11 protein-coding genes are annotated in these 12,394 nt (G+C 74.8%); 3 read left to right on the top strand and 8 right to left on the bottom strand.

Features of this window, described 5'->3' with window-relative positions; all coding sequences use genetic code 11:
• Nucleotides 1–39: 39 nt before the first annotated feature.
• The 5 genes from pth to IF27_RS12575 form a co-directional block, all read right to left on the bottom strand.
• Nucleotides 40–633 (bottom strand): aminoacyl-tRNA hydrolase, encoded by a 594-nt coding sequence (gene pth, locus IF27_RS12595; RefSeq protein WP_110945817.1) that lies wholly within the window; start codon nucleotides 631–633, stop codon nucleotides 40–42.
• 104 nt (nucleotides 634–737) lie between these two features.
• Nucleotides 738–1,343 (bottom strand): 50S ribosomal protein L25/general stress protein Ctc, encoded by a 606-nt coding sequence (locus IF27_RS12590; protein WP_052849606.1) that lies wholly within the window; start codon nucleotides 1,341–1,343, stop codon nucleotides 738–740.
• A gap of 137 nt (nucleotides 1,344–1,480) precedes the next feature.
• Nucleotides 1,481–2,488 carry a C45 family peptidase gene (locus IF27_RS12585; RefSeq protein ID WP_052849605.1) on the bottom strand — a complete coding sequence of 336 codons (1,008 nt, stop codon included), beginning with the start codon at nucleotides 2,486–2,488 and terminating at the stop codon, nucleotides 1,481–1,483.
• 58 nt (nucleotides 2,489–2,546) lie between these two features.
• Nucleotides 2,547–4,514: a DUF6596 domain-containing protein gene (locus IF27_RS12580; RefSeq protein ID WP_052849604.1), complete on the bottom strand. Its 1,968-nt coding sequence runs from the start codon at nucleotides 4,512–4,514 to the stop codon at nucleotides 2,547–2,549.
• A 9-nt stretch (nucleotides 4,515–4,523) separates the two neighbouring features.
• Nucleotides 4,524–4,841 (bottom strand): YciI family protein, encoded by a 318-nt coding sequence (locus tag IF27_RS12575; protein WP_052849603.1) that lies wholly within the window; start codon nucleotides 4,839–4,841, stop codon nucleotides 4,524–4,526.
• Between the two features lie 120 nt (nucleotides 4,842–4,961).
• On the opposite strand from IF27_RS12575, the gene IF27_RS12570 reads away from it, so the two are divergent.
• The 3 genes from IF27_RS12570 to IF27_RS12560 all read left to right on the top strand — a co-directional run bounded on the left by IF27_RS12570 (nucleotide 4,962) and on the right by IF27_RS12560 (nucleotide 6,589).
• Nucleotides 4,962–5,498, top strand: coding sequence for a dihydrofolate reductase family protein (locus tag IF27_RS12570; RefSeq protein WP_052849602.1), 537 nt, complete (start codon nucleotides 4,962–4,964; stop codon nucleotides 5,496–5,498).
• A gap of 42 nt (nucleotides 5,499–5,540) precedes the next feature.
• On the top strand, nucleotides 5,541–5,885 hold the full coding sequence (locus IF27_RS12565) for a DUF1801 domain-containing protein (protein ID WP_052849601.1): 345 nt from the start codon (nucleotides 5,541–5,543) through the stop codon (nucleotides 5,883–5,885).
• A gap of 200 nt (nucleotides 5,886–6,085) precedes the next feature.
• Entirely contained in the window at nucleotides 6,086–6,589 is a 504-nt protein-coding gene (locus IF27_RS12560) for an RICIN domain-containing protein (protein ID WP_052849600.1), read from the top strand.
• Between the two features lie 57 nt (nucleotides 6,590–6,646).
• Here the strand turns inward: IF27_RS12560 and IF27_RS12555 are convergent, their stop codons facing one another.
• From IF27_RS12555 to IF27_RS12545, 3 genes are all read right to left on the bottom strand, one after another.
• Nucleotides 6,647–7,945, bottom strand: a complete 1,299-nt coding sequence (locus IF27_RS12555; protein WP_052849599.1) for a hypothetical protein — start codon at nucleotides 7,943–7,945, stop codon at nucleotides 6,647–6,649.
• A gap of 84 nt (nucleotides 7,946–8,029) precedes the next feature.
• Complete coding sequence (locus IF27_RS12550) at nucleotides 8,030–8,668, bottom strand: hypothetical protein (protein ID WP_052849598.1); 639 nt, start codon at nucleotides 8,666–8,668, stop codon at nucleotides 8,030–8,032.
• Nucleotides 8,669–8,698: 30 nt separating this feature from the next.
• Nucleotides 8,699–12,394 (bottom strand): DUF6531 domain-containing protein (locus IF27_RS12545; protein WP_052849597.1); only part of this gene is annotated, 3,696 nt, incomplete at its 5' end.

Raw genomic sequence — 12,394 nt, 5'->3', positions numbered from 1 at the left:
CGCCCGAACGGTCACCGGCGACGCGGCGCCCGTCCCGCGTCAGCCGTTGTACGTGCCCTGGGCCCGTTCGAGCCCCTGCGTGACCAGCGCCTCGACGGCGTCGGCCGCGCGGTCCACGAAGTAGTCCAGCTCCTTGCGCTCCACGGAGGAGAAGTCCTTCAGCACGAAGGCCGCGACGTCCATCCGCCCCGGCGGCCTGCCCACGCCGAACCGCACCCGGAAGTAGTCGGGGCCGAGCGAGGCGGTCAGGGACTTGAGACCGTTGTGCCCGTTGTCGCCGCCGCCGCGCTTCAGCCGCAGCACGCCGTACCCGATGTCGAGTTCGTCGTGCACGACCACCAGCCGCTCGGGCGGCACGCGGTAGAAACCGCCGAGGGACGTCACGGGGCCGCCCGACAGGTTCATGAACGTCTGCGGCTTCGCCAGCACCACGCGCGGCGCGCCCGTGCCCGGCGCGCCGAGCCGTCCCTCCAGCACGCTGGCGCGCGACTTGTGCGCCTTGAACGAGCCGCCGATCCGCTCGGCGAGCAGGTCCACGACCATGAAGCCGACGTTGTGCCGGTTGGCGGCGTACTGCGGCCCGGGGTTGCCGAGCCCGGCGATGAGCCAGGGTTCGTCGTTCACACCGCGCATTCTCTCAGGCGCCGGTGGGCGCCCGGCCCCGGCCCTGACGCGCGGACGGGCCGCCGAGGGGGATCGGCGGCCCGTCACGGGTGGAGCTGCGACGCGGGGGCGCGTCAGGCGTTCGCGGCCTCCTCGGCACCTTCCGCGGGCGCCTCGGCGGTCTCGGCGGCGGGCTCCTCGGCCTGCGCCTGGAGCACCTGGATGACGACGTCGTCGCCGTCCACGGCGAGGGTGGTGCCCTTCGGCAGCGCGACGTCCTTGGCCAGGATGGACGCGCCGGGCTCAAGGCCCGCGACCGAGACCGTCACGGACTCGGGGATGTTGGTGGCCTCGGCCTCGACCGGCAGCGCGTTCAGCACGTGCTCCAGCAGGCCGCCGCCCGGGGCCAGCTCGCCCTCGGTCAGGATCGGGATCTCGACGGTGACCTTCTCGCCGCGCTTCACGACCAGCAGGTCGAGGTGGACGAGGAAGCCGCGGATCGCCTCGCGCTGCACGGCCTTGGGGATCACCAGCTCCTCGCGGCCCTCGATGTCCAGGGTGATGAGGACGTTCGAGGTCTTCAGGGCGAGCATCAGCTCGTGGCCCGGGAGCGTGACGTGCACCGGGTCGGAGCCGTGGCCGTAGATGACGGCGGGGACGCGGCCGGACGCGCGGACGCGTCGCGCCGCACCCTTGCCGAACTCGGTACGGGTCTCGGCGGCGAGCTTGACGTCAGCCATGTGTGCACTCCTTGTGACGGGACCTTCGGTCCTGGGGGTCATCGGTCACCCGGCCCGGCACGGACCTGCTACAAGGAGCGCGCGTCGATAACGGTCGGGCCACCGGGGCCCTTCCCTCGCCGAGCAACCCTCCCAGACTACCCCGCCGCCCGGGGCGCCTCGTCCGTGCCCAGCGTGAGGCGGCGGGTGCCGGGGGCGAAGGCGGCGAACGACTGGGCCCAGCTCTCGGTGGGCCAGTGGTACGTGACGCGGCCCTCGGCCGGGCGGTAGGCGGCCGTGTAGAGGGTGCCCCAGCCGCCCGTGAAGTCGCCCCCGTACAGCGGCGGGCGCAGCAGCGCGGCGACGACGGTGTCCGGCTCGTCCCCGGCGGCGGCGACGGCGCGCAGCCGCTGCCCGGTGCGGGTGGCGCGCTCCTGCTCGTCGGAGACGGGCAGGAGCTGGTGGTTGGCGGCGCAGGCGCCGGTGCGGGCGTCGGCCTCCGTGCCGACGACGGGCTCGATGTCCGGGCCGACGTGGACGACGGCCGTCCGTTCCCGATCGACCAGGACCACGTTCTGCACCGTGCAGACCGGCACGCGGCGCAGGACGGCCACCGCCTGGTCCACCGTCGCGCACGTCTCCAGCAGGTAGCGCTGGACCAGCGGTATGCCGAAGCCGGGGCCGCGCACGTCGCGTCCGCCCCAGGTCAGCGCGACGGCCAGCCCGGCGTCGTTCATCCCGTCGAGCAGCCCGAGCACCCCCTCGCGCAGCCCGATCACGGGGCGGAGGAAGGCGGAGCGGACGATCGCGCGGTCCGACGCGTCGAGGGCCCAGTCGTAGTTGCGCAGCAGCGCGCCGCGGACGGTCCGTACCGTGCAGCCCGCCGTGGCCGGGAACTCGCCTGACGTCGTCCACAGCGCCATCGCCGCCTCGTGGTCCAGCGGCGAGGTGAGGCGGTCGAGGAGCGGCGGCAGCTCGGGCATGTGCCGGGCCAGCGCGGCGCGGACGGCGGCGGCGCCCTCGTCGTCCGTGACCCGGGAGGGCTCGGGGACCCACCGTTCGATCACCTGCCGGGCGCCGGGCAGCGATGCGGCGGCCTCGCCGGTCCAGCGTCCGTCGGTCCCGTCGCCCAGATCGACGGCGCGCAGTGTCATCTCGGCCTGCATGTCTTCCTCCCCCATCCATGGCGCCGCGTGCGCGACGCCCGCGCAGCCTAGAGACATTTCAGGCCGGATTTCGAGCGCGGCGGCGGCCGGACGCGCTGATCTGGTGCAGCGTCCCGCCGGTGGCGCGCTTGCACAGGTACGCGGCCCGTTCGTACGACAGCCGTCCGCGCCCCGTCTCAGGGCACAGGTCGGCGGGGCGCGGCATCCGGGCGGGGACGGGCCTGCGGTCGGCCAGGAACACGGGCCCGCGCGTCCGGTCCGCGACGAGCCGCGCCAGCAGCGCGGCGGTCCCCTCGCCCCAGCGCAGGGCGACGGGACCGGCGCCGGTGGTCGCCGTGCCGCCGCGCAGGCCGGGCGCCAGCGACTCGACGTCCAGCGCGAGCGCCGCCCTGGCCGCCGCGCCCGACTCGGCGAGCAGCCGCCACAACGTGCGTTCGCGCAGCGCCACCTCCGGCCGGTCCGTCAGGGCGTCGAGCCGCCGGGGCGCGAGCGGCGGGAGACGGACGCGGTCGTCGTGGCGGCGCGGTATCCCGGCGGCCAGCTCCGCCGCGCCCGCCCAGGCGGCGAACGAGCGGACGGCGGCCCGGTGCCGGTTCCACGTGCGGGGCGCCACGTCGGCCCAGGCCACCGCGAAGCGGCGCGCCACCAGGGCCTCCGTCATCGCCGTCAGCGGCCTGTCCTCGCCCAGGTCGAGGCGCAGCCGCCGCAGCGTCTGCCCGTACGACCGCGCCGTTCCTGCGCGCAGACCTGCCTGTGCCAGGTAGGCGTCCGTGGCGGCGCCCAGCGTGCGCCCCGCGGCCGGTGCGGGGCCGCCCCTGGCGGCCCGTCGCAGGAGGAACGCGCGCTCCGCCTCGTTGCGCGTCAGCCGCGCGGCGCGCTCGAACTCGGGCCGCGCCTCGGCATGCCGCCCGGCCAGGGCCAGCAGGTCGCCGCGCACGCCGGGCAGCAGGTGGTAGTCGCGCAGCACCGGGTCGGCCGACAGGCCGTCCACCAGGGCGAGCCCCGCGTCAGGACCCTGCGCCCGGCCGACCGCCACGGCGCGGTTGAGCCGCACGACGGGCGTCGGCAGGAGCCGTTCGAGCGCGCCGTAGAGCGCCGCGATGCCCGGCCAGTCCGTGGCGGCGGCGGTCGGCGCCCGCGCGTGGCTGATCGCGATGGCGGCCTGGAGGACGTACGGGCCCGGCGGCCCGCCGCTCTCCCGCGCCCGCAGCATGGCGGCGAAGCCGCGGCGGATGTGCGCGCGGTCCCACAGGCCGCGGTCCTGCTCGTGCAGCGGCACGGGCGTGCCGTCCGGCGCCGTACGGGCGGCCGACCGCGACGCCTGGACCTCCATCAGGGCCAGCAGCCCGTGCGCCTCCGGCTCGTCGGGCGCGGCCCCGGCGAGCAGCCGTCCGAGGCGCAGCGCCTCTTGCACGAGGTCCTGGCGTATCAGGGCGTCGCCCGCTGTCGCGGCATAGCCCTCGTTGAACACGAGGTACAGCACGTCGAGGACGGACGCGAGCCGCCCGGCGGGACCGTCCGGCTCCGCCGTGAGCGCGCGGCCCTGCGCGGCCAGGGTGCGGCGGGCCCGCGCCAGGCGGCGGGCGACGGTCCGCTCGGGCAGCAGGTACGCGCGGGCGATCTCCCCCGTGCTCAGCCCGCCGACCAGCCGCAGCGTCAGCGCCGTCCGTTCCCCGGCCGGGAGCGCCGGATGGCAGGTGAGGAACATCAGCCGCAGCACGTCGCCCTCGGCCTCGGGCGCCGCCCCGGGGGTGCGGCCCGCCTCCTCGTGCGCGCGCTCCGCCCGTTCCCCGCGCCTGAGCCGATCGACGGCACGGCGCCTGGCGACCGCCGTCAGCCAGGCTCCCGGGGCGTCGGGGACACCCTGGACCGGCCACTGTTCGAGCGCGGCGACGAGCGCGTCCTGCGCCAGTTCCTCGGCCAGGCCGACGTCACGGACCAAGGCCACGAGCCCGGCGACGATGCGCGCCGACTCCGCCTTCCAGACGGCCCCGATCCGGTGGCGGACGTCAGCGGCGCCGGTCACCGCTCCGGCTCACCCGTGGACCTGCCGTATGCGGCCCTCGCCTTCGCCGATGAGTGCGAAGAAGCGGCGCGCCAGCTCGATCGCCGCGTCCCTGGACGGGACGTCGATCAGCGCGAAGCCCCCGGCCGCCTCCTTGGCCTCGGTGAACGGCCCGTCCGTCACGGTCAGTTCGCCGCCGGAGAAGCTGATCAGGCTGCCGCCCGGCTCCATGCCCCCGGTGGCGAGCAGCGTGCCCGAGGCCGTCAGCTCCTCGATGAACGCGCCCATCTCGGCGAACAGGCTCTCGTCCGGCGCCTGTTCGCTCTTGTGTGTCAGCAGGAACCGCATGGTTCTTCCTTTCGTGCCGTACCGCCAACGACCGGCCGCGCCTCTGCGTTCCCTGTCACATCGCCCGGACGACGTACGGGTGGAAGAAGGAACCGCACGCGAAGCACGGAGGAACGCACCATGCGGAAGATCACCGCCGGACTGTTCATGTCGCTCGACGGCGTCGTGGAGGCCCCGGAGACCTGGCACTTCCCCTATATGGACGAGGAGCTGGGCGCCGCGGTCGGTGCGCAGCAGGCGAGCGCCGACACGCTGCTGCTCGGCCGCAGGACGTACGAGGAGTTCGCCGCCGTCTGGCCGGGGCGGTCGGGGCCGATGGCGGACGGCATCAACGGCATCCGCAAGCTGGTCGTCTCCGGCACGCTGGAGCGGGCGGACTGGGCCAACTCGACGCTCGTCCGCCCCGACGCGACCGCCGAGCTGACGCGCCTCAAGGCCGGGCCCGGCGGCGGCATCGCCGTCACGGGCAGCATCACCCTCACCCGCGCCCTGCTGCGCGCCGGTCTCCTCGACGAGCTGAACCTGTTCGTCCACCCCGTGGTCCTCGGTGCGGGGCGGCGCCTGTTCGACGCCGACGGGGACCGGCTGCCGCTCGCCCTCGCCGGCTCGACGGCCTTCGGCTCAGGCGTCGTCCACCTCACCTACCGCCCCGCGTGACCTGCCCGCCTTCGCCCGACCACCACGAGAACGGATCGCACCATGCCGAAGCCCACCACCGTCGCCGAGTACACCGCCGCCCTGCCGGAGGAACTGCGGGCCGTCACCGACCGCCTCGTGCCGCTGATCGACGCGGTTCTCCCCGGGGCGGGGAAGGTCTGGCACGGGCACCCCGTGTGGGGCCCGGCGACGCCCCCGGTCGCGTACCTGAAGGCGTACGGCGCGTACGTCGCCTTCGGTTTCTGGCAGGGGCAGCGGCTGACGGACCCCTCCGGCCGTCTGGAGGCGGCTGCCCGGGAGATGGCGGCCGTGAAGCTGCGCACTCCGGCCGACATCGACGCCGCGCTGTTCACCGCCTGGCTCGAACAGGCCCGCGACCTGACCTGAGCGCGGGGCGGCCGTGTCCGCACCGGGGGCGCCGGTGACGTCCCGTTCGCAAGCGACACCGGCGCGCGGCCGTTCACGCGGGCGGCTGCCCGCATACGGAGCCGAACGGGCTTCCGTTGACGGGCTGTTCGCCCGGAGGCCACCTCCCCGACATGATCATGTTTGCAGCCGTTACGTGTCGCGCGGCACTCTCCTGGGGCATGACACCTCCTTCCCGCCGCGGGCGTCCGGCGTTCGTCGCCGCGTTCGCCGCGCTGCTCCTGGTCTGCTCCGGCGCCCTCTCCACGGCGAACGCCGCGCCCACCTACTGGACGTTCAAGAGCCAGGGCAACGGCAAGTGCCTGACCGCCTCCTCCAGCAGCTCGGTCTGGGTCGCCTCCTGCTCCGGCGCCACGAGTCAGCAGTGGGACTGGGTCGGCCCGGGCGTCGGCGCCTACCACCAGCTCAAGAACAGGGCCACCGGCCAGTGCCTGCGCACCGACGGCAGGACCGCCCGTAACGCCGTCTGGACGACGGTCTGCGACCACTACCAGGGGGAGGGGCAGCACTGGTCCTACCAGTCGGGCGTGCTGTTCACCTACTCCTACAACACGCAGCTGCGGACGACCCCTTCGGGCACCGCGGCCGTCTACACCTCGGACATGACGTCGGCCACCGACGACATCCCGCTCGCGCACTACGAGTGGAGGGGCACCCACAACTGACGGCGGCGTACGTCCGTGCACGTTCCCCGGCGGGGCCCGCCCCGCCGGGGGGCGCGCTCAGCGCGTGGCGGCGAGGCGTTTGTCCGCCCAGTAGTTGTCGTAGCGGCCGATCTCCTCCGCCGCCACCGGGCGGTTGAGCAGGGCGGCGTGCAGCACGCCGTCGCTGCCGGTGTTGGCGTGCTGGGAACGGATGCCGACGACGGCGGACGAGACCAGGTCCTCGACCATGCGCCGTGACGGGGTGGCCGTCGCGTAGCCCAGCACCTCGCCGAACTTCTCGAAGTCGCGCCAGGCGGAACCGCTCTCGCGCCACGAGTACACCTTGAACAGGTGCGCCATCGAGTCGGGCATCCACACCGTGTCGTGGCCGTAGGCGGTGAGCATCCCGTCCGCGAATCCGGCCGCGATGCCGCTGAGGCGGTCGTCGTCGGCGGGGGACAGGCCGAGGTCGTCGCGCTCCTGGAGGAGCCGCCCGAGGTTGACGAACGCGTCGCCGCCGCCGACGTGTTCGTAGAACGCGTCCAGGTACGCGTAGTCCTCCGGCGTCAGCTCGGCGTTCGGCGGCGAGGTGTCGGCGCGGCGGACGACGGCGAGCAGCTGCTCCATGTTGCGGAGCATGAAGTCCCAGTCCACGTCCTCCGGGCTGTCCTGCGCCTTCTCCAGTTCGAGGCGTACCCCTTGGGCGACGAAGGCGGCGTTGCCAGGCGCGAGCCACAGGTCGAGCGCGCCGTCCGTCACGTCGTAGCCCAGTGCGCCGAGTTCGCCCGCGCGGCCGACCATGCGGGTGCGGTAGGCGTGGATGGCGTCGGTCACGTCCTCGGCGACGGGACGGGCGTCCCCGACCGCCGCCCGCAGGTGCTTGTCCCTGATGGTGGCCGCCGCGTCGTCGGGGAGGTCCACCTGGCAGATGGCGAACGACCATTCGTTTTCCGCGGCGGCGATATGGCGGCGCACCGTCGCGTGCAGACCGTCGGGACCGTGCAGCAGCGTGGAGACGGCGCCCCGGGTGTCCATCGCGTCGGCCATGGTCAGGCGCAGCATGTCCACCACCGTGTACACGCCCTCGGCGCCACGCCCCTGGAGCGCGCGCGCCGTCTCGGCGAGGCGCTGCTCCGCGTCCGTGAAGGGGATGCCGTCGGCCGCGCCGGACGCGCCGCCCAGCGCGTCGGAACGCTCCGCGAGCTGCATCGAGTTGACCGACTCGGCGGCGGCGCGCGCGTAGACGACTGCCGTGTCGCTCATCTCCTCCGGGTCGATCTCCCGCAGGAAGGCGGGCCCGCCCGCCCAGGCGTCGTCCGCGCCGCCCTCCGTGACGGCCCGCCTGACGTCCTCCTCGGTGAAGCCCTCGTACTCCATCGCCGCCGCCTCCCGACCGGAACATACTCGGCCGTATGGTAGCGTCCGCGGCCCCACGCGCCACCGACCGCGAGGCCCGGCCCGTCAGGAGCGCCCGAGCACGTCCTCCAGCGCGTGGGCGTACGCCCGCGTCCACACCCGCGCCTCCTCGGGCGCGGGCGAGTCGGGCCGCAGCACCCCCGGCAGGTGGGCCACGCGCCACATGCGGAACGTGTCACGCAGCGCCGCGTCCCCCTCCCGCCCCAGCAGCCCGGCGACCGCGCGCACCGCCTCGGCGATGAGCGCCGTGGTCGCGGCGACGTCCCCGCCACCCGTCCCCGCCGCGCCCACGAGCGCGTCGAGGAACGCCGTCAGCTGGAGGTCACCGCCCATCCCGAGCAGGCGGTCCACGACGGCCGGGTCGGCCATGTCCGGCGGGAACGCCTCGATCGCGCCCGCGTACAGCAGCAGGTAGAGCCCGGTCTCCGCCGCGTCCCGGTCGGGCTGCGGCCCAGGCTCGTCGAAGACGGCCAGCGTGCCGGGCGTGAAGTCACCGATGCGCGCGACCAGTTCGAGCACGCGCGCCAACGTGTCGCGGTGCGCGTCCGCGAAGGCGGCGGGCGAGGTGACGGTGAGGGGACGCGCGGCGGCGCGCGCGCTCCCGAGGTCCACGACGGCCCACAGGGGGCCGAGGACGCCGTGGGCGAGCGAGGTCTCCGAGCGGGGCGGGCGGGCGTCCGTCATGGTGTCGGGCCGGTCTCTCTCGTGCGGCGGTCAGAAGGTACCGGCGAAGTGCCGACCGATCGCCTGGGTCGTCGGCAGGATCTCGGTGATGCCCGCGTTGACGCGCTGCACCCCGGTCAGCGTGTTCACGAAGAACTCCGGCTGGTCGCCGTTCGGCCCGCCCAACTGGCGGATGGAGGCCGCGAAGTCCTCGGGAACCTGGATGCGCACGACGTGTCCGCCGCGCCCGTACCCGGTGGCCGCGCGCGTGAAGTCGTCCGTCATGTAGACGCCCGCCTCCGGCGTGCCGGGCCGCCGCGCGGACTGGGACAGGTCGAGCGCGAACTCCGTGCCCTGCCAGTTCATCGAGCCATGGTACAGAATCACGTACGGGCCCAGGCCGAGCGGATCGGTCTGCTCCAGCGGGTTGCGCACGTAGGTGCGCGGGTTCGGCGCCGGGTCGAGCCCCAGGGGGTCCTGGGAGAGGTAACGGGCGGTCTGCGGGTCGTAGTAGCGGTGGTAGTTGTAGTGGAGGCCGCTCTCCGCGTCGTGGTACTGGCCGGGGAAGCGCAGCGGCGTGTGCGCGGCGCTGTCCGGCGGCCAGGCCGTCAGGCCCCACAGGGTGCGGTGGCCCTGCCAGACGATCCGGCCCGCCGTGTCCACCAGTTCTGTCGGTGTGCCGACGAGGTCGGTCACGATGGCGAAGAACCGGGCGTCGATGTCCGCCTGGTCCGCACGGTCGGCACGGTCGGCACGGTCCGCCTGGTCCGCCGCCCCGGCGCGGCGTTCGGTCTGCGTGAGGGGCGCGAGGCCGTCGTGCTCCCACGTCAGGCTCACAGGACACGGCAGGCCGCCGCCGCTCGTGGTCTGCTCGACCAGCGTCGTGCCGTCCCAGGTGAACACCGTCTCCTCGGCGACGCCCACCCCGTCCGCCGCGAGCCGCTGCTTGGCGGTGCGGCGGCCGAACGGGTCGTAGAGGTAGCGCCAGACCGTGCCGTCCGGCGTCGTCACCGCGACGAGGCGGTCCTCGGCGTCCCAGGCGTAGCGCCACACGTCGGGCTTGCGCGACAGCCGGGTCCTGCGCCGCAGGGTGACGCGGCCCGCCTTGTCGTACTCGTGGTGCACCGACCCGGCGCGGCGCAGGCCCGTGCCCCGGTAGGTGCGGTCGCCCTGGGCCTCGACGCCCGGCGTGCGGCCCCACCAGGAGGCGTGCGTCTGGTTCCCCGACAGGTCGTACGCGTACGACTCGACGCCGTGACGGCCGTGCACGTCGGTGACGCGTCCGGCGGCGTCGTGGGTGAGGCGGGTGTCGCCGCGCAGCGCGTCCCGCAGGCCCGCCAGGCCGCCGCCCGGCCCGTACGTCCAGCCGTGACGCTGGAGTACATCGTTGTCCTTCGTCACGGTCAGGTCCGTGGGGCGGCCCGCCCGGTCCCAGGCGTGGGTCAGCGCGACGGCGCCGTCCACCACGCGGCCGGTCTCGCGGCCGACCGGGTCGTGGGCGAACGTCACGGTGTGGCCCGCCGTGTCGAGGCGCACCGTCCGCCCGGCCGCGTCCCTGCCGTACGTGCTGACCGCGCCGGACGGCGTACGGCGCCACCTGCGGTGCCCCGCCGCGTCGTACGCGAACGCCAGCGTCCGGCCGTCGATCGTCTCGGACGTGACGCGGCCCAGCGCGTCGCGCTCCCAGGACATCGCCAGCCCCGGCCCGGTCACGCGGACCGTCCCGCCCGCGCGGGCGTGCTCGAACGTGTAGGCCACGCCGTCCAGCGTCTTGCGCGCCAGGCGGCCCAGCGCGTCGTAGGCGAACGTGACGGTCTGACCCGCCGCGTTGGTGCGGGCGAGCAGCCGGTCGGCGGCGTCGCGCCGGTAGGAGGTGGTGCGGCCGTCGAAGTCCTTCTCCGCCGAGAGGCGGCCCGCCGCGTCGTAGGTGTAGTCCCAGGAGCGGCCCCGCGGGTCGGTGACCGACGTGAGCCGCAGCGAGGCGTCGTAGGCGAAGGTGTGGCGGGCGCCGTCGGGGCCCGTGCTGGCGGTGAGGGTGTCGAAGTGGCCGTACTCGTGGACGGACGCGCGGCCCTCCGTGTCGGTGTGGCGGACGCAGTTGCCCTCGCCGTCGTACTCCCAGACCTCGGTGGCGCCGTCGGCGCCCTGCCTGCGGGCGAGCTTGCCGTCCACCGTCCACCACGCCCTGACGGTGCCGCCGAGCGCGTCGGCGTACTCCTCGACGCGGCCGAACGCGTCGTGGCGCCGCGTGCTGCTGTGGCCCAGCGGATCGGTGATCACGACGGGCAGGCCCGCCGCGTCGCACCGGACGCGCGTCGTCGCGCCGAGCGGATCGGTCACGGCGGCCAGCCCACCGCGCGCGTCGTACGCGTACCGGGTGGTGGCGCCCGACGGGTCGGTGACGGCCACGCAGTTGCCGCGCTCGTCGAACGCGCGCAGCCAACTCCCGGCGGGCAGGTGGGCGGTGGCCGTCCGCGTCGCGCCGTCCCACACCGAGCGGGAGACCGTGCCGTCGGGGTGGGTGACCTCGACGGGCCGCCCGGCCGCGTCGAGCGTGACCCGGGTCGTGCGGCCGAGGGCGTCGCTCCAGGCGGTGATCCGGTGGTGGGCGTCGTACGCCGTGCGGACGGTGTGGCCGAGCGGGTCGGTCTCGGCGACGACCTGCCAGGCGTCGTTGACGACGAAGCGCGTGACGGCGCCCTGCGCGGTGGTCAGGGTCGTGACGCGGTGGCCCGGCCAGGCCGGGTCGGTGCCGTCGTACGCCAGCGTGACGGCGATGTGCCCGGCCTCGCCGCCTTCGGAGACGCAGCGGTCCTGGGCGTCGTAGGCGTAGACGTAGCGGCGGTCGTTGGAGTCCGTCCAGGAGGTGACGCGCAGGCGGTGGTCGTAACTCAGGCTCAGCAGGCGGCCGGTGGCCCCGTGGACCTCGGTCAGCGACCCGTCGTCGTACCGGTAGCGGCGCACGGGGACGCGGCTGCCGTCGGCCTGGAGGAGGTCGAGGGCGGTGACGCGGCCCTGGTCCGTGGTCAGCAGCAGGTGGTAGCCGCCCGAGTGGCGGATGGCCGTGGGCGCGCCGTCGGCGTCGCGGTCGAACTCGACTCGGTTGCCGTTGGGGTCGGCGACGCACGCCAGCGGCGCGACGCCGGACCTGTCGGGCGGGGGGAAGTGGCGGACGAGCCCGGTGGCGGGGTCGGTGAGCGTGTACCCGCCGTCCGGGGTGCGGGTCAGCGGGTGGCGGGGCCCGATCTCCGGCAGGACGGGGGGACCGGACGGCGAGGGGTGCGGGTAGGCGAGGATCATGCCGTCCTCGGCGAGGTGGACGACGCCCTCGCGGTCCGTCTCCAGCCGTTCGTCCACGGTGGACGACCAGGTGGGGCCGAACCAGCGTCCGGCCCGGTAGCCGGAGTCCACGCGCCGGGTGAACGCGAACGGCAGGGTGCCGGGCAGCGTCAGGTCCGTCTGCGGCAGGAACATGCGGCCGGTCGCCATGTCCACGGGGTCGCTGCCGGTCGTGCGGATGATGCCGCGCATGCGGGACTGGAGCGCCTGGGCGCCGTTCGTCAGCATGCCGCGGCCCCGGGTCGCGAGGCCGCGGGCACCTTGGGCGAGGCCGCGGAGCCCCGTGGTGGCAAGTCCTCGCATGCCGCGGGCGAGTCCGCCGAGGGTGGTGAGGCCTTTCATGCCGGGGATGCAGTCGAGGGCGGCGAAGGCGACGTCCCAGAGGGATGCTTCGCCGCGCGCGTATTT

This window comes from Streptomyces avicenniae (assembly GCF_000719135.1).
In the GTDB taxonomy this organism is placed as follows: Bacteria; Actinomycetota; Actinomycetes; order Streptomycetales; family Streptomycetaceae; genus Streptomyces; species Streptomyces avicenniae.
The sequence above is the reverse complement of the archived record's forward strand: the minus strand, read 5'-3'. Positions and strand labels throughout refer to the sequence as shown.